Source organism: Streptomyces sp. NPDC096079 (genome assembly GCF_040303145.1).
Lineage (GTDB): Bacteria > Actinomycetota > Actinomycetes > Streptomycetales > Streptomycetaceae > Streptomyces.
Genome location: NZ_JBEOST010000001.1, coordinates 35,259 through 56,215, shown reverse-complemented (window position 1 = coordinate 56,215; position 20,957 = coordinate 35,259). Strand labels below are relative to the sequence as shown.

At 72.0% G+C, this 20,957-nt stretch carries 20 protein-coding genes and 2 tRNA genes; 14 read left to right on the top strand and 8 right to left on the bottom strand.

Annotated elements, in window-relative coordinates; genetic code table 11:
- Positions 1–5 precede the first annotated feature (5 nt).
- The 4 genes from ABTY59_RS00275 (at position 6) to ABTY59_RS00260 (ending at position 3,830) form a co-directional block, all read left to right on the top strand.
- Positions 6–581, top strand: a complete 576-nt coding sequence (locus tag ABTY59_RS00275) for a M48 metallopeptidase family protein (RefSeq protein WP_352016660.1) — start codon at positions 6–8, stop codon at positions 579–581.
- Between the two features lie 132 nt (positions 582–713).
- A complete protein-coding gene (locus ABTY59_RS00270; RefSeq protein ID WP_352016659.1) occupies positions 714–2,363 on the top strand; it encodes a TerD family protein in 1,650 nt (549 codons plus the stop codon).
- Positions 2,364–2,374: 11 nt separating this feature from the next.
- Positions 2,375–3,055 (top strand): AIM24 family protein, encoded by a 681-nt coding sequence (locus tag ABTY59_RS00265; RefSeq protein ID WP_352016658.1) that lies wholly within the window; start codon positions 2,375–2,377, stop codon positions 3,053–3,055.
- Between the two features lie 19 nt (positions 3,056–3,074).
- Entirely contained in the window at positions 3,075–3,830 is a 756-nt protein-coding gene (locus ABTY59_RS00260; protein ID WP_352016657.1) for an AIM24 family protein, read from the top strand.
- A gap of 50 nt (positions 3,831–3,880) precedes the next feature.
- Here ABTY59_RS00260 and ABTY59_RS00255 read toward each other — a convergent pair whose 3' ends face one another.
- Together ABTY59_RS00255 and ABTY59_RS00250 are read right to left on the bottom strand one after the other, a co-directional pair.
- A complete protein-coding gene (locus ABTY59_RS00255) occupies positions 3,881–4,405 on the bottom strand; it encodes an NUDIX hydrolase (RefSeq protein ID WP_352016656.1) in 525 nt (174 codons plus the stop codon).
- Positions 4,402–5,823 (bottom strand): zinc-dependent metalloprotease, encoded by a 1,422-nt coding sequence (locus ABTY59_RS00250; protein ID WP_352016655.1) that lies wholly within the window; start codon positions 5,821–5,823, stop codon positions 4,402–4,404. Before ABTY59_RS00250 ends, ABTY59_RS00255 begins: the two co-directional genes overlap by 4 nt.
- Positions 5,824–6,034: 211 nt before the next feature.
- Here ABTY59_RS00250 and ABTY59_RS00245 point away from each other — a divergent pair, with 211 nt between their 5' ends.
- The 4 genes from ABTY59_RS00245 (at position 6,035) to ABTY59_RS00230 (ending at position 9,241) form a co-directional block, all read left to right on the top strand.
- A complete protein-coding gene (locus tag ABTY59_RS00245) occupies positions 6,035–7,144 on the top strand; it encodes an SDR family oxidoreductase (RefSeq protein WP_351193747.1) in 1,110 nt (369 codons plus the stop codon).
- 85 nt (positions 7,145–7,229) lie between these two features.
- Complete coding sequence (locus ABTY59_RS00240; RefSeq protein WP_352016654.1) at positions 7,230–7,691, top strand: molybdenum cofactor biosynthesis protein MoaE; 462 nt, start codon at positions 7,230–7,232, stop codon at positions 7,689–7,691.
- 261 nt (positions 7,692–7,952) lie between these two features.
- Positions 7,953–8,087, top strand: a complete 135-nt coding sequence (locus ABTY59_RS00235; protein ID WP_352017318.1) for a hypothetical protein — start codon at positions 7,953–7,955, stop codon at positions 8,085–8,087.
- 65 nt (positions 8,088–8,152) lie between these two features.
- Complete coding sequence (locus tag ABTY59_RS00230; RefSeq protein ID WP_352016653.1) at positions 8,153–9,241, top strand: YlbL family protein; 1,089 nt, start codon at positions 8,153–8,155, stop codon at positions 9,239–9,241.
- A 65-nt stretch (positions 9,242–9,306) separates the two neighbouring features.
- Here ABTY59_RS00230 and ABTY59_RS00225 read toward each other — a convergent pair whose 3' ends face one another.
- Positions 9,307–9,858, bottom strand: a complete 552-nt coding sequence (locus ABTY59_RS00225) for a PPA1309 family protein (protein WP_352016652.1) — start codon at positions 9,856–9,858, stop codon at positions 9,307–9,309.
- A gap of 135 nt (positions 9,859–9,993) precedes the next feature.
- Between ABTY59_RS00225 and ABTY59_RS00220 the strand changes: the two genes are divergently transcribed.
- From ABTY59_RS00220 to ABTY59_RS00205, 4 genes are all read left to right on the top strand, one after another.
- Positions 9,994–12,897: a UPF0182 family membrane protein gene (locus ABTY59_RS00220; RefSeq protein WP_352016651.1), complete on the top strand. Its 2,904-nt coding sequence runs from the start codon at positions 9,994–9,996 to the stop codon at positions 12,895–12,897.
- A 45-nt stretch (positions 12,898–12,942) separates the two neighbouring features.
- Positions 12,943–13,016 (top strand) — tRNA-Met (locus tag ABTY59_RS00215).
- 204 nt (positions 13,017–13,220) lie between these two features.
- Entirely contained in the window at positions 13,221–15,185 is a 1,965-nt protein-coding gene (locus tag ABTY59_RS00210) for a tetratricopeptide repeat protein (protein ID WP_352016650.1), read from the top strand.
- 46 nt (positions 15,186–15,231) lie between these two features.
- Positions 15,232–15,305 (top strand) — tRNA-Met (locus tag ABTY59_RS00205).
- A gap of 102 nt (positions 15,306–15,407) precedes the next feature.
- Here the strand turns inward: ABTY59_RS00205 and ABTY59_RS00200 are convergent.
- The gene (locus tag ABTY59_RS00200) at positions 15,408–15,827 is read right to left on the bottom strand and encodes a Fur family transcriptional regulator (RefSeq protein ID WP_352016649.1); all 420 of its coding nucleotides are present in this window, start codon (positions 15,825–15,827) and stop codon (positions 15,408–15,410) included.
- A gap of 152 nt (positions 15,828–15,979) precedes the next feature.
- On the opposite strand from ABTY59_RS00200, the gene ABTY59_RS00195 reads away from it, so the two are divergent.
- Positions 15,980–17,449, top strand: a complete 1,470-nt coding sequence (locus ABTY59_RS00195) for a catalase (protein ID WP_352017285.1) — start codon at positions 15,980–15,982, stop codon at positions 17,447–17,449.
- Positions 17,450–17,515: 66 nt separating this feature from the next.
- Here ABTY59_RS00195 and ABTY59_RS00190 read toward each other — a convergent pair whose 3' ends face one another.
- Positions 17,516–17,905 (bottom strand): CBS domain-containing protein, encoded by a 390-nt coding sequence (locus ABTY59_RS00190; RefSeq protein WP_352016648.1) that lies wholly within the window; start codon positions 17,903–17,905, stop codon positions 17,516–17,518.
- A gap of 147 nt (positions 17,906–18,052) precedes the next feature.
- Positions 18,053–18,862 (bottom strand): histidinol-phosphatase, encoded by an 810-nt coding sequence (gene hisN / locus ABTY59_RS00185; protein ID WP_352016647.1) that lies wholly within the window; start codon positions 18,860–18,862, stop codon positions 18,053–18,055.
- A gap of 139 nt (positions 18,863–19,001) precedes the next feature.
- Between hisN and ABTY59_RS00180 the strand changes: the two genes are divergently transcribed.
- Entirely contained in the window at positions 19,002–19,637 is a 636-nt protein-coding gene (locus ABTY59_RS00180) for a TetR/AcrR family transcriptional regulator (RefSeq protein WP_352016646.1), read from the top strand.
- On the opposite strand, the gene ABTY59_RS00175 is transcribed toward ABTY59_RS00180, so the two are convergent.
- Complete coding sequence (locus ABTY59_RS00175) at positions 19,529–19,852, bottom strand: DMT family transporter (RefSeq protein WP_189799973.1); 324 nt, start codon at positions 19,850–19,852, stop codon at positions 19,529–19,531. The genes ABTY59_RS00180 and ABTY59_RS00175 overlap by 109 nt on opposite strands.
- Before the next feature lie 92 nt (positions 19,853–19,944).
- Complete coding sequence (gene rsgA, locus ABTY59_RS00170) at positions 19,945–20,955, bottom strand: ribosome small subunit-dependent GTPase A (protein ID WP_352016645.1); 1,011 nt, start codon at positions 20,953–20,955, stop codon at positions 19,945–19,947.
- Between the last annotated feature and the right edge of the window lie 2 nt (positions 20,956–20,957).

Below are 20,957 nucleotides of genomic sequence, written 5' to 3'. Positions count from 1 at the left end.
GGGCCGTGCCCGCCGACCCACAGCGCAGCGTGACCAGCCAGCCGCCCCGCGGGGCGGGGACGAGTGCGGTCGAGGTCCGCCGAAGCCCGCGGCGCAGGAGAACCGTCTCGGCGTACCGCGAGGGCGACCGGACCATCGTGCTCATCCCGGCCCGGATGTCGGAGGCCGAGGAGCGCCGCTGGGTCGGTGTGATGCTCGACAAGCTCGCCGCCCAGGAGAGCCGGAGCGTCCTCGGCGACCGGGAGCTCATCGAGCGGGCGCTGCACCTGTCGGAGCAGTACTTCGACGGCCGCGCCCGCCCCGGCTCCGTCCGCTGGGTGACCAACCAGAACACCCGCTGGGGCTCCTGCACCCCCTCCGAGGGCAGCATCCGCCTCTCCCACCGGCTCCAGGGCATGCCCGAGTACGTCGTCGACTACGTCCTCCTGCACGAGCTGGCGCACCTCCTCGTCCCCGGGCACGGCCCCCGGTTCTGGCAGCTCCTGGAGGCCTACCCCCGCACCGAGCGGGCACGCGGCTACCTGGAGGGCGTGGTCGCCGCCGCGCGCCTGCCGCACCTTCCGGCCTCCCGCGAGGAGTGACGGAGCCGTCCCGCGCCCGCCGGCCGGTTTCCCGATTCCGTACCGAAAACGACCTGGCCTGTCTCAATGTCGTGCCCAGCGGTTAGCCTGGCGCGAGCATTCGCCATTCGGGATGGGGGACGGTCGTTACGCATGGCCAGGGAATTCCAACGCGGCCACAAGGCCAAGATCAGTGATCTGACCGCGGGGACCGATCTGTACGTGGGTGTGCAGATCGCGGCACCCGGACTGACTTTCGACATCAGCTGCTTCGGCCTCGACGCCGACGAGCGGCTCTCGGACGACCGCTACTTCGTCTTCTTCAACCAGCCGAAGTCGCCCGAGGAGTCCATCCAGCTGCTCGGCGCGCAGTCCGGCGACACCGAGTCCTTCCGCGTCACCCTCGACCGCATCCCCGCGAACATCCACAAGCTGTCGTTCACCGCGACGATCGACGGTGCCGGCCAGATGTCCCAGGTCGGACCCGGTCACCTGCGGATCGTGGCGGGCGGCGAGGAGGTCGCGCGCTACGCGTTCACCGGCGCGGAGTTCTCCACCGAACGCGCGGTGATGCTGGGCGACTTCTACCTCAAGGACGTGTGGCGGTTCGCCGCCGTCGGCCAGGGCTTCGACGGAGGCCTGGACGCGCTCCTGCGGAACTTCGGCGGCGAGGTCGCCGAGGACGAGCCCGCCGCGCCGCAGCAGCAGGCCGCGGCCCCGGGCTTCGCCCCGCCGCCGCAGGCCGCCGCGCCGCCCGCGTTCGGCGCGCCCGCCGCGCCCGCGCCGGCCCCCGCGCCCGCGTTCGGCGCGCCGCAGGCCCCGCCCGGGCCCGTCCCGCCCGCGCCGCCGGTCCACACGCAGCCGACGATGGTCGCGCCGCTGGCCCCGGCCCCCGTGCCGCCGCCCGCGCCGGCCCCCGCCCCCTACGGGCAGCCGCCGCAGCAGCCGCAGTACGGCCAGGTCCCGGGACAGCCGTCCGGCCAGTACCCCGGGCAGATCCCCGGCCAGGTGCCCGGCCACTACCCCGGCCAGGGGCAGCCGCCGCAGGCCCCCTACGGTCAGCCCGCCCCCGCCCCGTACGGGCAGCAGCCGCCGGCGTACGGGCAGCAGCCCGGCGTCCCGCAGGGCGTGCCGGCCACCGGAGCGGGGCTCGCCGCCGCGCTCGCGCCGTACAAGGAGACCGCCACCGGCACCCGCTGGACCCCGCAGAACCAGCAGCTCATGCGGGTCGACCTCGCCATGGGCGGCGTCCCCGTCCTCGCCCGGCAGGGCTCCATGGTCATGTACCAGGGCAAGGTCGACTTCGGCTACAAGGGCGCGGGCTTCGCCGGCCGCATCGTCGGCAACGCCACCGGCCAGGAGATGCAGCTCATGCGCTGCACCGGACGCGGCCAGGTCTTCCTCGCCGAGCAGGGCGCCCATCTGCACCCGATCGAGCTCCAGGGCGACGGCATCTGCGTCTCCGCCGAGAACGTCCTCGCGTTCGACGAGTCCCTGCAGTACGAGGTCCGGCGCATCGAGGGCCACGGCATCCCCGGCGGCGCCCTGTTCACCATGCAGTTCCAGGGCACCGGAACGGTCGTCGTGAAGACCCACGGCGTCCCCGTCGTGCTGCCCGTCACGCCGACGACCTTCGCCGACTGCAACGCCGTCGTCGCCTGGTCGTCCGCGTCCCAGGTCATCCTCTCCAGCCAGGTGCGGCTCCGCCGCAACGCCTACCCGGGCCACAGCGGGGAGACCGTGAACCTCCAGTTCCGGGGAGCCCCCGGCAACTTCATCGTCGTCCAGCCCTACGAGGTCTGAGGGAGCCCGTCATGAACCAGCAACTCGCGGGCTACGCCCCGACCCCCGTCGCGGCCCGGATGGAGAACCACGGCCGCTCCATGCTCAAGGTCGCCATGGCCTCCGGCCAGGACCTGTACGCCCGGACCGGCTCGATGGTCGCCTACGAGGGCTTCATCAGCTACGAGCCCAACCCGCCCGCCGTCCGCCAGGTCGCCCAGCAGTGGGCCACCGGCGAGGGCGCGCCGATCATGAAGTGCGCCGGCGACGGACTGCTCTACCTCGCCGACTACGGCGCCGACGTCGTCGTCATCAACCTGCAGAACGACTCGATCTCGGTGAACGGCACCAACGTGCTCGCCTTCGACGCCCACCTCCAGTGGGGCGTCGAGCGGGTCAAGGGGCTCGCCAAGTTCGCCGGCCAGGGCCTGTTCAACGTGCAGATCGCCGGCACCGGCTGGGTCGCGCTCACCTCGCGCGGCACGCCGATCGTCGTCGACTGCGGCCGCGGCGAGGACGAGACGTACGTCGACCCCGACGCGCTCGTCGCCTGGTCGCCCTCGCTCAAGGTCAAGGGCAAGCGCAGCTTCAAGGCGTCCTCCCTCATCGGGCGGGGCAGCGGCGAGGCATACCAGATGGCCTTCTCGGGCCAGGGCATCGTCGTCGTACAGCCGAGCGAGGACAGCACCGACCGCCTGCGGGTCCGGGGCTGAGGGGGAGCGAGAACACACCATGCAGAGCCCGCTTTTCAACCACGCCGAGCAGCAGAGCCAGGAGCGGTACGTCATCCAGAACCCGCAGCTCCTGCGGGTCAGCCTCACCGGGCAGGACGACGTCCTCGCCCGCAAGGGCGCCATGGTCGCGTACCAGGGACTCGTCGACTTCGACGGCGAGTACCAGACCCCGAACCAGCGGCGGGCCCGCGCCCGCACCGGTGAGGGCCTCGACCTGATGCGCTGCTCCGGCCAGGGCACGGTCTACTTCGCCAACCTCGCCCAGTACGTCCACATCGTGGAGGTCGAGCAGGAGGGCCTCACGGTCGACAGCTCCTACGTGCTCGCGCTCGACTCGACCCTGCACACCGAGGTCATCGCCGTCGACAGCCAGTACGGCGTCTCCGGCACCGGCAAGTACCAGCTCAACATCTCCGGCCGCGGCAAGGTCGCCCTGATGACCTCCGGGCAGCCGCTGATGATGCAGGTCACGCCCGAGAAGTACGTCAGCGTCGACGCGGACGCCATCGTCGCCTGGTCCACCGGCCTCCGCGTCCAGATGCAGGCGCAGACGACCAACTCCAGCGTCCGCCGCCGCCGCGGCAACACGGGCGAGGGCTGGGAGCTCAGCTTCCTCGGACAGGGCTTCGCCCTCGTCCAGCCGAGCGAGGTCATGCCCCCGCAGAACGCCGCCATCGGACAGGGCATCGCCGCCCAGTTCGGCGCCGGCCAGCACGGCTCCCACGCCCAGAACCAGAACAACGCCTGGAACTGAGCAGCGGACCCGAGGGGCGGCCTCCACCGGAGGCCGCCCCTCGGCCGTGCTCACGCCAGCCGCGCCAGCGTGCCCTTCAGCAGCTCCACCACCGACGTGTCGGCCACGCCCGCCACGTCCTCGTACGCGAACCAGCGCAGGTCGAGCGACTCCTCGCTGATCTCCGCCACCGCGTCCGCCGGCGCCAGCGCCGCGTACTGCACGTCCAGGTGCCAGTGACAGGGCGCCGGGATCGGATGCCGGTCGAGCCGCACCGGACCGCCCGGCAGCAGCGTGAGGCCCGCGATGCCGGACTCCTCGGCCCCCTCGCGCAGCGCCGCCGCCTCCACCGTCGGGTCACCCTGCTCGCAGTGACCGCCCATCTGCAGCCACATGCCCAGCTTCTTGTGCAGGGTCAGCAGCACGCGCCCGCGCGCGGGGTCGATCACCAGCGCGCTGGACGTCAGATGACCGGCCCCGCAGGGCTTGTACATGCCGTCCGGATGCTCGGCGAGATGGTCCAGATAGACATCGCGCAGCTCCGGCTGGCCCTCGTACCCCTTCAGGACGAGGACCGCGTCGTCGTACAGGCTCACTTCTCGCCGTCCCCGTCCTCCGGGCTCTCGCCCTTCGCGGCCTCGCCCAGCATCTTGTCCAGCTCGGAGAAGTCCAGGTGCTCGCGGTGCACGAAGCCGTCCGGGTCGTCCAGGTCGGTCGCCGTCGGCAGCATGTCCGGGTGCTCCCACAGCCCGTCCCGGCCGTCGACCCCGCGCGCGTCCGTGAGCGAGGCCCACAGGCGCGCCGCGTCCCGCAGCCGCCGCGGACGCAGCTCGAGACCGATCAGCGTCGCGAAGGTCTGCTCCGCCGGACCACCCGAGGCCCGGCGCCGGCGCAGCGTCTCACGCAGCGCGTCCGCCGAGGTCAGCCGGGACTTCGCGGCCTCGTGGACGACCGCGTCCACCCAGCCCTCGACCAGCGCGAGCGCCGTCTCCAGACGGGCCAGGGCCGCCTTCTGCTCCGGGGTGTCCTCCGGCTGGAACATGCCCTGCTGGAGCGCCTCCTGCAGCTGCTCCGGATGCGTCGGGTCGAGCTGCCCGACGGCCTCCTCCAGCTTCGAGGTGTCGACCTTGATCCCGCGCGCGTACCCCTCGACCGCGCCGAAGAGGTGCGCCCGCAGCCACGGCACGTGCGCGAAGAGACGCTGGTGCGCGGCCTCACGCAGGGCCAGGTAGAGCCGCACCTCGTCCGAGGGCACGCCCAGGTCCTTGCCGAAGGCCTCGATGTTCAGCGGCAGCAGCGCGGCACGCCCGGCCGGGCCCAGCGGCAGACCGACGTCGGTCGAGCCGACGACCTCACCGGCGAGCGCGCCGACGGCCTGCCCGATCTGCTGGCCGAACATGGCACCGCCCATGGAGCGCATCATGCCGATCAGCGGGCCCGCCATGGCCTGCATCTCCTCCGGCAGGACGTCGCCCATCGCCGTGCCGACCCGCTCGGCGACCGGGTCCACGAGCTGCTGCCACGCCGGCAGCGTCGCCTCGACCCACTCCGCGCGGCTCCACGCCACGGCCGTGTTCGCGCCCGAGGGCAGCGAGGTGACCTGGTCGAGCCAGAGGTCGGCCAGGCGCACGGCCTCCTCGACCGCCGACTTCTCGGCCGGGCCCACGCTCGCGTCCTTGGTGCCGTCGGCGGTGCCCTGGGCGACCACCTGGCGCGCGATCTGCTTGGCCATGTCCCAGTTCACGGGACCGCCCTCGTAGCTCAGCATCTGCCCGAGCTGCTGGAAGGCCGCCCCCAGATCGTTGGGGTTCAGGGATCCGAACATCGCGGCGAACGGGTTGTCCGCGCCACCGGGACCGCCCATGCCGGGCAGCCCGCCGAATCCGAACGGGTTCGCACCGAACGGGTTGCCGCCGGACCCCTGGCCACCTCCGGCGGGGTCCTTCTTCTTGCCCTCGTCGCCGTTCTCCGGCTCCTCCGGCGGAAGGCCGAATCCGAATGGGGTGTCACTCACAGGTTTCCTCGGCTCGTAGGGCCGCCGGCCTCCTGCCGACGGCGACTGCCCGACCAGGGCCAGAACGCGGCCCCGCACACCACCAGCGTAGACATCCGGGCCGGAATCGGGCTCGGTGCTCCGCCGGGACGTGCCCTGCGGCAGGATGGACGCCACCTGGTCCGTACGCGTCATGCGCGTCCGTACTGAAGACAACCGCTGGAGACGCCCGGTGAGTTCCCCAGATCCACAGGTTCGCGGAGCGCGAAACCCCTCAACCCGGTCCGCCGTGCGCGGCCCCGTCGTCGCGGTCACCGGCGCCGCCTCCGGCGTCGGTGACCTGCTGACCAGGCGCCTCGCCGCGTCCGAGGAGATCAAGCGGGTCGTCGCCATCGACGAGCGCCGGGGCGAGGTCGCCGAGGCGCAGTGGCACATCCTCGACGTGCGGGACCCGGCCATCGCCGAGAAGCTGCGCGGCGCGGACGTCGTCGTGCACCTCGCCGTCGACCTCGACCTGGAGACCGACCCCGCCGCCAGGACCGCGTACAACGTGCGCGGCACCCAGACCGTCCTGACCGCGGCGGCGGCGGCCGGGGTCCACCGGGTGGTGCTCTGCACCTCCGCGATGGTCTACGGCGCCCTGCCCGACAACGACATCCCGCTCTCCGAGGACGCCGAGCTCAGGGCGACGGCGGAGGCCACCGGCGTCGGCGACATGCTGGAGATCGAGCGCCTCGGCCGCCGCGCCCCTCGCGCCCACCCCGGCCTGCACGTCACCGTCGTCCGCCCCGCCGTCCTCGTCGGCGGTACGGACACGGCGCTGACCCGCTACTTCGAGTCGCCGCGGCTGCTGGTCGTCGCCGGATCCCGGCCCACCTGGCAGTTCTGCCACGTCGAGGACCTGGTCAGCGCCCTGGAGTACGCGGCCCTGGAGAAGGTCGACGGGGAGTTCGCGGTCGGCTGCGAGGGCTGGCTCGAACAGGAGGAGGTCGAGGAGCTCTCCGGGATCCGCCGCATGGAGCTGCCCTCCGCGGTCGCCCTCGGCACCGCGGCCCGGCTGCACCGGATCGGGCTCACCCCGTCCCCGGCGGGCGACCTCGCCTACACCATGCACCCCTGGGTGGTGAGCGTCGGGCGGCTGCACGACGCCGGCTGGCGCCCCAAGTGGACGAACGAGGAGGTCCTCGCCGCGCTCCTGGAGGAGGTCGAGGGCCGTCACACGGTCGCCGGCCGCCGCCTGGGCCGCAAGGACGCGACGGCGGCCGGCGCGGCCGGTGCGACGGTGGCGCTGCTCGGCACGGCGGCCCTGGTCCGGCAGATGCGGAAGCGGAGGGGCCTGTAGCTTGTAGGACCCTCCTAGGGAGGCTCCCGTCCACAGGTCGAAAGGTCCCTTACCGGTTGCCGCGGCCGTGCGGCACCATGGGCGCATGGCGCAGACCCACGACCACCCCGGCGAGCAGGCAGCGGACGACCCGATCAAGCTGCTCGCGATCCGTGACACCCCGCTCTCGGTCGACGAGGTCTTCCGGGCCGTCGGCGACGACGCATCCGGCGGCACCACCCTCTTCGTCGGCACGGTGCGCAACCACGACGGCGGCGCGGACGTCGACGCGCTGGGCTACTCCTGTCACCCGACCGCCGGGGCGGAGCTCCGCCGGGTCGCGGAGAAGGTCGTGGCGAACTACCCGGTCCGGGCCCTGGCCGCCGTCCACCGCGTCGGCGACCTGCGCGTCGGCGACATCGCGGTGGTCGTCGCCGTCTCCTGCCCGCACCGCGCCGAGGCCTTCGAGGCCTGCCGGAAGCTCATCGACGACCTCAAGCACGAGGTCCCCATCTGGAAGCACCAGACGTTCTCGGACGGCACCGAGGAATGGGTGGGGTCCTGCTAGCCGTGACCGGAAGGGTCCACCGGCCCCAGCACCGGAGGGCGGCAAGGCGGCACGCCGACAGGGCGTAGCCGACCGCCCGATTTGCGTAACCGCCCCCCAGGCGCCAGCGTTGACCTCACAGATGACAGAGTCTGCTGATCAACCAACTGGGGATGGGAGGTCGGGATGGCAGCGCTGGCCTGGTTGCTGATTCCGCTTTTCGCAGTCGTCGGCGCGGCGATATGGGGAAGCTGGGCTTCGAGGAACAAGACCATAGGTGACGTGGCGGAACTCGCCGGCTACGCGCGCTTCCGGGACGCCATGGAGCGGACCCACGTCACGATCGCCGATCCCGCCCGCGCGGAGCGCGAACCGGCCGCGACGGCCTCCGCGGTCACCACCTCGCCCTCCGGCTGAGGAGGCCCGCCCCGTACGGACCGCCCCAGGGGTGCACCCACAGACGAGTCCCGTACTGTCGTTCCATGCCACGCCGCACCGCGACGATGCTCGCCTCCACCCTGGTCCTGATCTGTCTGCTCATCGCGGGCGTTCTGATCCCGGTGCCGTACGCGGAGATGAGCCCGGGGCCCACGGTCAACACCCTCGGCGACGCCAGGGGGGAACCGGTCCTCCAGATCTCGGGACGCAAGACCTACCCGACCGACGGCCACCTCAACATGACGACGGTCCGCGTCACCAGCGCGGACTACAAGATGAACGCCGTCGAGGCCGTCTACGGCTGGCTCGCCCACGACAACGTGGTGGTGCCGCACGACACCCTCTACCCGGACGGCAAGACCGAGGAGGAGTCGAGCCAGGAGAACGCCGAGGAGTTCAGCCAGTCCCAGGAGAGCGCCAAGGTGGCGGCCCTCGGCGAGCTGGGCATCCCGGTCGTCGCCCGGGTCGTGGTGGCCACGGTCGTCAAGGGCGCCCCGGCCGAGGGGAAGCTGCACGCCGGAGACGTGATCAAGGCCGTCGACGGCGTGCCGGTCAAGGAGCAGGCCGACGTCGCCAAGCAGGTCACGAAGCGGAAGCCCGGCCAGGACGTCGAGTTCACGATCGTCCCCGCCAAGGAGGCGGCCGCCGCGGAGAAGGCCCACAAGGAGCCCACCGTCACCCGGAAGGTGGTCATCACGACCACGACCTCGGAGGAGGGCGACCGGGCCGTCGTCGGCATCCAGGCGGGCACCGACCACGTCTTCCCGTTCACGATCGACATCAACCTCGCCGATGTCGGCGGCCCCAGCGCCGGTCTGATGTTCGCCCTCGGCCTCGTCGACAAGCTGACCCCGGAGAGCCTCACCGGCGGCCGGTTCATCGCCGGCACGGGCACCATCGACGACAAGGGCGTGGTCGGCCCGATCGGCGGCATCGAGATGAAGCTGGTGGGCGCGCGGAACGCGGGCGCGGCGTACTTCCTCACTCCCGCCGACAACTGCGAGGCCGCCGCGGCCGACACCCCGGACGGACTGACCCTGATCAAGGTCGACACCATCGACGACGCCACGAAGTCGCTGGAGAAGCTCCGCAAGGGCGACACGGCGTCGCTGCCGAGCTGCTCGAAGAGCTGACCCGGTCCGTACGCGAAGGGGCGCCCGGTCAGCGACCGGGCGCCCCTTCCTCGTACGGGAGCGGCTCAGCCCTCGAAGGTGGCGGTCAGCGCCTCGGCGAGGCCCGGCACCAGGTCGGGGCCGGTCAGCACCTCGGTCGGCGAGTCCTTCTCGCGGAGCCGGATCGCCGCCTCGCGCGTGCCGTTCCGCAGCACCGCCACGGTCATCCGGACCTCCTGGCGGTCCGGGTGTCCGGCGACCCACTTGGCGAGCTGCTTCTCGTTCAGGCCCTGCGGGACCTGGGCCTCGGCCGACGGGGGCAGCATGAGCCGCTCCACGGTGAGGGCGCAGCCGGCGACGGCGTCGGGCCAGGCGATCGTTCCGAGGAACTCGTCGAGGGCCTTGCCGCGCGGCAGCTTGTCCTGCTCGATCGGGGTGTAGGCGGTGGCGTCGTCGCCCAGCCCGAGCTGGGAGGCGAGCTTGGGTTCCTGGGCGCGCAGGCGAGCGGTGTCGACCAGGGCGAACAGGCGGGCGGGCTGGTCCCAGCCGAGGCCCGACGCGTACTCGTCGATCTCGAGCACCGCGCGGGTGAGGGGGCTCGCGGCCATGGCCGGGCCGGAGGGGGAAACGTTGGACATGACCAATATCCTGCCTCCTCTTCCCCTGAAGGCGGGAACTAGGTAAAGCCTCAGTAAGTTGCATCAGTGGGCTCTACGATCGCGGGGCCTGCTTTCAGACGCATCAACATCGAGGGGCGCACGTTGGCTTTCCAGATGCCGGACCGTGGCCGAGGCCCGTCCGGGCCGAGGGTGAGAGTCGGCCGGCCGTCCCGGCGGGCCCGCACCCTGCTCATGACACTCGGGGTGCTGGCCGTCCTCGCCATGGCGTTCGTGATGTTCGCCGGGTTCTGGACGGACTGGCTCTGGTATCGCTCGGTCGAGTACTCGTCCGTGTTCACCACCACTCTGTGGACCAAGATCGGCCTCTTCGCGGTCTTCGGCCTGCTGATGGGGCTCGCCGTCGGCTTCAACATCTGGCTGGCGTACCGGCTGCGGCCGCCGCTCAGCGCGATGTCGCTGGAGCAGCAGAGCCTCGACCGGTACCGGATGGGTCTGGCCCCGTTCAAGAAGTGGGTGCTCCTCGCGGTCACCGCCCTGGTGGCCCTGATCGCCGGTGCCTCCGCGTCGGGCCAGTGGCGCACCTGGCTCATGTGGGTCAACGGGGTGAAGTTCGGACAGAAGGACCCGCAGTTCGACCTCGACGTGTCGTTCTACGCCTTCGACCTGCCCTGGTACCGCTTCCTCCTCGCGTTCGGCTTCGCCGCCGCCGTGCTGTCCCTGATCGCCGCCGCGCTGACGCACTACCTGTACGGCGGGCTGCGGATCACCAGTCCCGGCGCGCGGGCGACCGCGGCGGCCACCGGCCACCTCTCGGTGCTGCTCGGCCTCTTCGTGGCGCTCAAGGCCGTGGCGTACTGGCTCGACCGGTACGGCCTGGCGGTGAAGTCCAGTGACTTCAAGGCCACCGGCAACTGGACGGGTCTGCGGTACGTGGACGCCAACGCCTATCTGCCGGCGAAGACGATCCTGTTCTGCATCGCCGTCATCTGCGCGCTGCTGTTCTTCGCGACGCTCTGGCGCCGCACCTGGCAGCTGCCGGTGATCGGCTTCGGCCTCATGGTCCTGTCGGCGGTCCTGATCGGCGGCCTGTACCCGGCCATCGTGCAGAAGTTCCAGGTCCAGCCGAACGAGCAGGCCAAGGAAGCGCCGTACATCCAGAAGAACATCGACGCGACCCGCAAGGCGTACGCCATCGACGGGACGAAGCCGGAGAACTACTCGGGCAAGTCGACGGTCAAGGCCAAGGAGAAGCTCCGGACGGACGCCGACTCGGCGGCGAGCTACCGTCTCCTCGACCCGAACATCGTGTCGCCGACGTTCCAGCAGCTGGAGCAGAAGCGGAAGTACTACCAGTTCCCGACGACCCTGGACGTGGACCGCTACCAGGGCAAGGACACCGTCGTCGGCCTGCGCGAGCTGAACATCAAGGGCATCCCCAAGCGGAACTGGATCAACGACCACTTCACCTACACCCACGGCTACGGCGCGATCCTGGCCTCGGGCACGCAGACGGACGCCAACGGCTCCCCGGTCTTCACCGAGTCCGGACTGCCGACGACCGGTTCGCTCGGCACGTACCAGCAGCGGATCTACTACGGCGAGAAGACCGACCAGTACTCGATCGTGGGCGGCCCGCAGAAGGAGCTGGACTACGAGGAGAACGGCGAGAAGACCACCAGCTACAAGGAGAAGAGCGGCGTCAGCCTCTCCAGCACCTTCAACCGCGCCGCGTACGCGGTGGCCTTCAGCGAGCCGCAGATCCTCTACTCGGGAGCCATCGGCGAGGGCTCGCGGATCCTGTACAACCGCACGCCCAAGGAGCGCGTCGAGGCCGTCGCCCCCTGGCTGACCATCGACGGCGACGCCTACCCGGCGGTCGTCGACGGCCGGATCCAGTGGATCATCGACGCCTACACGACGACCAACGGCTACCCGTACGCCTCGCGCACCACGCTCGGCGACACCACGGCCGACTCGCTGACCGTCGGCAACCAGCAGCGCACGGTCGTCGCCCAGCAGAACCAGGTCAACTACATCCGCAACTCGGTCAAGGCCACCGTCGACGCCTACGACGGCACGGTGAAGCTGTACGAGTGGGACACCCAGGACCCGGTCCTCAAGACCTGGATGAAGGCCTTCCCCGACACGGTCAGGCCGAAGTCCGAGATCAAGGGCGACCTGCTCCAGCACCTGCGCTACCCGCAGGACATGTTCAAGGTCCAGCGCGAGCTGCTGACCCGGTACCACGTCACCGACCCCGCCCAGTTCTACAGCGGCTCGGACGCCTGGCAGGTGCCGGACGACCCGACCAACAAGGACGGCAACGCGGTCCCGCCGTACTACCTGAGCATGAAGATGCCCGGGGACACGGCGCAGCGCTTCTCGCTGACGACGACGTTCACGCCGAACGGGCGGCCCAACCTGGGCGGCTTCATGGCGGTCGACGCCGACGCCACCAGCAAGGAGTACGGCCGGCTGAGACTGCTCCGGGTCACCGAGGACGTCCCGGGCCCGGCGCAGGTGCAGAGCAAGCTGAACGGTCTGCCGTCCGTGGCCACCTTCGTCCGGGACATGAAGGGCGCCGACTCCGACATCCAGTACGGCAACCTGCTGACCGTGCCGCTCGACGGCGGGTTCCTGTACGTGGAGCCGGTGTACGCCCAGGGACGCAACGCGCTCTATCCGCTCCTGAAGAAGGTCGCGGTGTCGTACGTGGACGCGGACCAGCCGGACGGTGACACGACCAAGGACGTCACGGTCTTCGAGGACAACCTCACCAAGGCGCTGAACGCGGTCTTCGGGGTGGAGGCGCCGACCTCGCCGACGACCCCGCCGGGCACCACGCAGCCGCCTGGCACGACCCAGCCGCCGGCCTCGAACGACGTCGCGCTCCAGCAGGCGATCGCCGACGCCCAGAAGGCGTACGACGCGGGCGAGGCCGCTCTGCAGAAGCAGGACTGGGCCGCGTACGGCAAGGCCCAGGAGGACCTCCAGGCGGCGCTCCAGCGGGCCGCGGAGGCCGGCGCGAAGCTCAAGACCCCGGGGTCAGGCGGCTGACCTGAGGTTTTCCGTCCCCGCGTCGTGATACTGTGGTTTCACCGACGCGGGGTGGAGCAGCTCGGTAGCTCGCTGGGCTCATAACCCAGAGGTCGCAGGTTCAAATCCTGTCCCCGCTACTCAGAGGACAAGGGCCCGGATCCATAAGGATCCGGGCCCTTGTCGTGTGTCGACGTGCCGGGGGGTGCCGAAGGGCGGTAGGGAGGGGGCGAGTTGGCGTGAGTCGTGTTTGACTTGTCTCTCTGTGGGCATGTCGACAAAACGCTGAGTGACCTCACTGGCTGCGGTATACCAGGTGTGCTCGGGTTGCGGGTGGTGCGACGATGGTATTTATGGGGGACAGGGCAACTCTGTTGGAGACAGGGCGGTTTGTGCAGCGGCACGCCAGAAACGCCGCAGACGAGATCATCGAGGCAGTAGGGGCCGTCGATGCGGCCGTCGACACCACCGCCGAGACCGACGCCGAGACCGAGACCGAGACCGAGGCCCGGCACCGACGGGCCGCCGAGTGCGGTGACCTCGCCTCGATGAGCGCCCTCGGCGCGCTGCTGCTGCGCCGCGGCGACCTCGACGGCGCCGAGCCGTACCTCCGCCGGGCCACGGCCGAGGGGGACCGGGCCGCCGCCAACAACCTGGGCGTCCTGCTCCACCAGCGCGGATACGCCGACGAGGCGGCCGGCTGGTGGCGGGTCGCCGCCGTCGCCGGCTCCGCGCCCGCCGCCCACGCCCTCGGCCGCCACCACCGCGAGCGCGGCGACGAACCGGCCGCCGAGTACTGGCTGCGCCAGGCCGCCGAGCAGGGCCACGCCCTCGGCGCGTACGCCCTCGCGGACCTCCTGGAGCACCGCAGCGACGTCGGCGCCGAGCGCTGGCTGCGCGCCGCCGCCGAACAGGGCCACCGCGAGGCCGCGTACCGCCTCGCCCTCGCCCTGGAGCGCCGCGCCACCGAGACCACCCGCGGACCGCACGAGACCGGCACCCGGCTGCGGCCCCCGGCCCGCGCGCTCGCGCCCCCCGGCGCGGCCGCGACCGGCACCGGGACGGCCGTCCCCGGGCAGCCGACCGGCGAGCGCGCCGGAGAGGCCGCCGAGGCCGAGCAGTGGTTCCGGCAGGCCGCCGCGCGCGGCCACCGCCGGGCCGCGCTCCACCTGGGCGCGATCCTGGAGCACCGGGGCGAGCTCAAGGAGGCCGGCCGCTGGTACCTCAGCTCCGCCAAGGAGGGCGAGGCGAAGGCCGCCTGCGCGCTCGGCTTCCTGCTCCGGGACGCGGGCGACGAGGAGAGCGCCGGCGCCTGGTGGCTGCGGGCCGCCCAGGACGGCGACGGCAACGCGGCCAACGCCCTCGGCGCCCTGCACGCCGCGCGGGGCGAGCAGCAGACCGCCGAGCGCTGGTACCGGGCCGCCATGGACGCCGGCGACGTGAACGGCGCCTACAACCTCGGGCTGCTCTGCGCCGCCCAGGACCGCATCCCGCAGGCCGAGCAGTGGTACCGGCGCGCCGCCTACGCGGGCCACCGTGAGGCCGCCAACGCGCTCGCGGTGCTGCTCCTCCAGGCCGGCGACGCCAACGGCGCCGAGCCGTGGTTCTCCAAGGCCGCCGAGGCCGGCAGCGTGGACGCCGCGTTCAACCTGGGCATCCTCCACGCCGGACGCGACGAGGACCGCACGGCCCTCGTCTGGTACGAGCGCGCCGCCGCCGCCGGGCACACCGAGGCCGCCCTCCAGGTCGGCATCGCGGCCCTGCGGGACGGCGACGAGCAGACCGCCGAGCGGCACCTGCGGTGCGCGGCCGGCGGCGGCAGCGCCGAGGCCGCCTTCCGGCTCGCCTCGGTGCTCGACGCGCGTCGCCCCGAGCCGGGCCCCGCCGTGCTCGGCGCGCCCCGCGAGGAGAAGTCCGAGTGCGAGGAGTGGTACGAGCGGGCCGCCCAGCAGGGGCACCGGCGCGCCCAGGTGCGGGTCGGGATGCTCGCCGCCGGGCGCGGTGACCTCGCCGAGGCCGACCGCTGGTACCGCGAGGCCGCCGAGGCGGGCAGCCGCAACGGCGCCTTCAACCTCGGGCTCCTCCTCGCCCGCGAGGGCAGCGAGCGGGAGGCCGCGCTCTGGTGGACCCGGGCGGCGCGCGCGGGGCACGGCCGCGCGGCGCTCCGGCTCGCGCTGCTCGCGGCGCGCCGGGGCGAGCTCACCGAGGGGCGCCGCTGGTGCGACCGCGCGGTGGAGCTGGGCCCGGCGGAGGTCGCCGAGCGGGCGGCGCGGCTGAGCGAGGCGCTGCACCAGGAGCTCACCGCCTAACGAATTTGCCCTGCTCCGAACGGTCCCGTAAGGTGGTGTTCACCGACGCGGGGTGGAGCAGCTCGGTAGCTCGCTGGGCTCATAACCCAGAGGTCGCAGGTTCAAATCCTGTCCCCGCTACTCAGTATCACGAAGGCCCGGATCCAGTCACTGGATCCGGGCCTTCGTCGTCGATCCGGGTCACGAAGAAGCCCCCGCCGGAGCGGGGGCTTCTTCGTGTCGTCAGGCGGTGGCGGCGCAGCTCGGGCAGATGCCCCGGTAGGTGACCTCGACGTTCGAGATCGTGAAGCCGAAGCGCTCGGCGTCCGGGAGGTCCGCCAGCGGGTCGCCGGCCGGGTGCACGTCGCGGATCGCGCCGCAGCGGCCGCAGACCAGGTGCTGGTGGGGCCGGTGGGCGTTGGGGTCGTACCGCTTGGCGCGTCCGTCGGTCGCGACCTCGATGACCTCGCCGAGGGTGACCATCTCGCCCAGCGTGTTGTACACGGTGGCGCGCGAGATCTCGGGCAGCTTCGTCACGGCGCGCGCGTGGACCTCGTCGGCGGTCAGGTGCACATGGTCCCCGTCGAGGACCTCGGCCACGACACGCCGCTGCGCGGTCATCCGCCAGCCGCGTCCGCGCAGTCGTTCCAACAGGTCACTCATGGGGGCCAGCCTAACAGTCGGGGGAGCGGGGTCCCGAACGGGTGTGACTTTGGAAGCTACCTTGACTTGGACAATGTCCAATGTAGGATCGAAACCGGTACTGGCCAAGGCTCCCTGGCGGAGCCCGGCCGGGGCGACAGGACACGCAGGACATCACCCAGGAGGCGCACGTGACGCAGGGACCGCTCACCACGGAGGCCGGGGCTCCGGTCGCGGACAACCAGAACAGCGAGACCGCGGGCGTCGGCGGTCCGGTCCTCGTCCAGGACCAACTCCTCCTGGAGAAGCTCGCCCACTTCAACCGCGAGCGCATCCCGGAGCGCGTCGTCCACGCGCGCGGCGCGGGCGCCTACGGCACGTTCACGGTGACCCGTGACGTCACGCCGTGGACGCGCGCCGCGTTCCTCTCCGAGGTCGGCAAGGAGACCGAGACCTTCCTGCGCTTCTCCACCGTCGCCGGCAGCCTCGGCTCGGCGGACGCGGTGCGCGACCCCCGCGGCTGGGCGCTGAAGTTCTACACCGAGGAGGGCAACTACGACCTCGTCGGCAACAACACCCCGGTGTTCTTCATCAAGGACGCCGTCAAGTTCCCCGACTTCATCCACACCCAGAAGCGCGACCCGTACACGGGCTCGCAGGAGGCGGACAACGTCTGGGACTTCTGGGGCCTCTCCCCGGAGTCGACCCACCAGGTCACCTGGCTGTTCGGCGACCGCGGCATCCCCGCCTCGTACCGCCACATGAACGGCTACGGCTCCCACACGTTCCAGTGGAACAACGAGGCCGGCGAGGTGTTCTGGGTCAAGTACCACTTCAAGACCGACCAGGGCATCAAGAACCTCACCCAGGACGAGGCCAACCGCCTCGCCGGCGAGGACCCGGACTCGCACCAGCGCGATCTGCGCGAGGCCATCGAGCGCGGCGACTTCCCGAGCTGGACCGTGCAGGTCCAGATCATGCCCGCGGCCGACGCGGCGGACTACCGCTTCAACCCCTTCGACCTCACCAAGGTGTGGCCGCACGAGGACTACCCGCCGATCGAGATCGGCCGGCTGGAGCTCAACCGCAACCCGGAGAACGTCTTCGCCGAGGTCGAGCAGTCGATCTTCAGCCCCGCGCACTTCGTGCCGGGCATCGGTCCCTCCCCGGACAAGATGCTCCAGGGCCGCCTCTTCGCGTACGGAGACGCCCACCGCTACCGCGTCGGCATCAACGCCGACCACCTGCCGGTGAACCGCCCGCACGCCACCGAGGCGCGCACCCACTCCCGCGACGGCTTCCTCTACGACGGCCGCCACAAGGGCGCGAAGAACTACGAGCCGAACAGCTTCGGCGGCCCGCACCAGACGGACCGGCCGCTCTGGGCCGGCTCCGCCGTCACCGGCGTGACCGGCGACCACGCCGCCCCCGCGCACGCCGAGGACGGCGACTTCACGCAGGCGGGTGACCTCTACCGCCTGATGTCCGAGGCCGAGAAGGGCCGCCTCGTCGAGAACCTGGCGGGCTTCATCGCCAAGGTCTCCCGCGACGACATCGCCGAGCGGGCGATCGACAACTTCCGCCAGGCGGACGGTGACTTCGGCAAGCGGCTGGAGGCCGCGGTCCAGGCCCTGCGCGGCTGAGGACGCTTGCCGTCGGCAGAGGGCGGGCCGGACCTCCGTACGGGGGACCGGCCCGCCTTCGCGTGCTCAGCCCGCGACGCTGTGCACCGGGATCCAGCAGCGGATGATGTCCCGTACGGAGACGATGCCGACGGGTCCGCGGTCGTCGAGGACGACGAGGTGCCGGAAGCCGCCGTGCGTCATGGCCTCGGCCGCCTCCGCCAGGGTCCAGGTGGGCGCGGCGAAGACGACGTCCCGGGTGGTGTGGGAGCCGGCGGTCTCCCGGTCGGGGTCCTGGTCCCGGCCCAGGGAGTTGAGGATGTCGCGCTCGGTGAGGATCCCGAGCCCGCCGGCGTCGGCATCGAGGACGACGGCGGCGCCGACGCGGCGCGCCGACATCAGCCGGGCCGCCTGTCGGAGGGTGTGGGCGGGGCCGATGGTCAGGACCACCGTGCTCATGGCGTCACGGACGAGCATGGACGGAGCCACCTCCTTGGTGAACCCTTCCCGCCTTCAATGAGAACGAATTCACAAGTTCACAAGCGGGGGGACTCTCAGAGTGACACCGGGCGGAGGGGTCGACAAGGGGGCGCGCGAGGCGCCCCCGGGAGTGCGGCGGGGCGCTCAGCCCTGCGCGCTCTCCTGGTTCAGGTAGCCGAGCAGCTCCCCGTGCAGCAGGCCGTTCGACGCCGCCGCGTTCCCGCTGTGCGGGCCGTGGCGACCGTCGAGACCGGTGTACGTGCCGCCGGCCTCCTGGACCACGATCGCGACCGCGGCCATGTCCCACAGCGAGAGCTCCGGCTCCGCGCAGAGGTCGACGGAACCCTCGGCGACCATCATGTACGGCCAGAAGTCGCCGTACGCCCGGGTCCGCCAGCAGGCGCGCGTGAGGTCGAGGAAGCCGTCGAGGCGGCCCCGCTCCTCCCAGCCGCTCAGCGAGGAGTACGCGAAGGAGGCGTCCGACAGGGAGGCGACCTTCGACACGCCGATCCGGGTCGCCGAGGCCAGGCTGCGGCCGGTGTACGCGCCGAGGCCCTTCGCCGCCCACCAGCGGCGGCCGAGCGCGGGGGCGGACACGACGCCCACCACCGGCTGGAAGCCGGTCTCCCCGGCCTCCATCAGCGCGATCAGGGTCGCCCAGACGGGCACCCCGCGCACATAGTTCTTCGTGCCGTCGATCGGGTCGATCACCCAGCGGCGCGGGCCGGTGCCCTCCACGCCGTACTCCTCGCCGAGGATCGCGTCGCGCGGCCGGGCGCGCTGGAGCTGACCGCGGATCAGCTCCTCCGCCGCCTTGTCCGCCTCGCTCACCGGAGTCATGTCCGGCTTCGTCTCGACCTGGAGGTCGAGCGCCTGGAAACGGTCCATGGTGGCCGCGTCGGCGGCATCCGCGAGGACGTGGGCGAGACGCAGATCATCGTGGTAGTCGGCCATGGTCGGCACTCTATCCCCGAGCCGCGAGCGCGCGCGGACGCGTCCACGGCCGCCGCCCGGACGGTCCGTGCGGGCCCCTTGACAGGGGGTGGGCGCCTGTCGACGCTGAGCGGAGAACCGTTCCCTCCCGGAGGTGAGGATGGCGAACGCCCGCGAGGCCCTGCTCGACGCCGCGCTCGTCGCGCTCGCGCACCGCCCCTGGTCCGCCGTGCGGATGGCCGACCTCGCCGCCTCCGCCCGGGTCTCCCGGCAGACCCTCTACAACGAGTTCGGCTCCAAGGACGGGCTGGCCCGCGCGCTGGTGCGGAGGGAGGCCGACGCCTACCTCGTGGGCGTCCGGCGGCTGCTCGCCGCCCCGGCACCGCAGGAGCGGAACCTCGTCGCGGTCGCCGAGTGGATCGTCGCCCGCGCCGCCGTCCGTCCGATACTCCGGGCCCTGCTCACCGGCGCCTGGAACGAGCGGCTGCCCCAGCCCCGCCCGGCCCGGCCCGGCGCCCGGCTCGCGCCCGTCCCCGCCCAGCGGCGCGCCGACGCCGGCCCGCCCGCGCCGGGCGAGCTCGTCGCGGAGGCCGCGGCCTGCGCGGGGGAGGGCTGGGCGGCCCCCTGCGAACTCGCCGTACGGATCGCCCTCAGCCATGTCGTCGCACCGGCGCCGCCGGTGGGCCCTCAGTGCGCCGAGCCGGAGAGCTGGAGCCCGATGACCCCAGCGATCACCAGACTGATCGAGACGATCTTGAGCGTGGAGACCACGTCGCCGAGGAAGACCATGCCGTAGATCGCCGTCCCGGCCGCGCCGATCCCCGTCCACACCGCGTACGCCGGACCCACGTCGAGCTTGCGCAGCGCGAGCGTGAGGAGACCGAAGCTGCCCAGGGCGAAGGCCGCGAAGGCGACCGTCGGCCACAGCCGGGTGAAGCCGTGCGAGAGCTTCAGGCAGACCGCGAACCCCGTCTCCAGGATCCCCGCGATCACCACCAGCAGCCACGCCATCGTCAGTGCCTCCCACGCCGTCGGTGACTGCTTCGTCGCACTTGGTGCGATTATGCACTTACCGGCAGCGAGCGGACGTAAACGCCGACGGGTCAGTCGCCCTCGCGTCGCTCCCGGGTCGCGAGCAGCCGCCGCAGCGAGAACAGCCGCGCCGGATCGGCGTGCCCCTCCGCCACGAACGCGTCGAGCGCGCAGTCCGGCTCGTCGTGGCTGCAGGCCCGCGGGCAGTTCTCCGTGCCGGGCTCCAGGTCGGGGAAGGCGTGGATGACCCGGGACGGGTCGACGTGGTGCAGACCGAAGGAACGCACGCCGGGGGTGTCGATGACCCAGCCCTCGGCCGCGTCGAGGGGCAGCGCGAGCGCCGAGGTCGTGGTGTGCCGGCCGCGGCCCGTCACCGCGTTCACATGGCCGGTGATCCGCCGCTTCTCCTCCGGCACCAGGGCGTTGACCAGCGTCGTCTTCCCGACGCCGGAGTGCCCGACGAAGGCCGTGACCCGCCCGTCCAGGTACTGCCGCACCCGGTCGGCCGCCCCGCCGTCGTACAGCTCCTCGCGGTTCACCACCACGTGCGGGATGTCCAGGTCGCCGTACAGCTCCAGGAGCTTCTCGGGCGGCGCCAGGTCCGACTTCGTCATCACCAGGAAGGGTTCGAGTCCGCCGTCGTACGCCGCCACCAGACAGCGGTCGATCAGCCGGGGGCGCGGCTCCGGGTCGGCGAGCGCGGTGACGATCGCGAGCTGGTCGGCGTTGGCGACGACCACCCGCTCGTACGGGTCGTCGTCGTCGGCCGTGCGGCGGAGCACCGAGCTGCGCTCACCGATCCGCACGATCCGCGCCAGCGTGTCCTTCTCGCCGGACAGGTCGCCGACGAGGGAGACCCGGTCGCCGACCACGGCCGCCTTGCGGCCCAGCTCGCGCGCCTTCATCGCCGTCACCGCCCGGTCGTCGACCAGCACGGTCAGCCGGCCCCGGTCGACCGTGAGGACCATGCCCTCGACGGCGTCCTCGTGCTTGGGGCGGATGGTGGTGCGGGGACGGGTGCCCTTGCGGTTGGGCCGCTGGCGGATGTCGTCCTCGTCGGTGTGCTTGCCGTAGCGCCGCATGG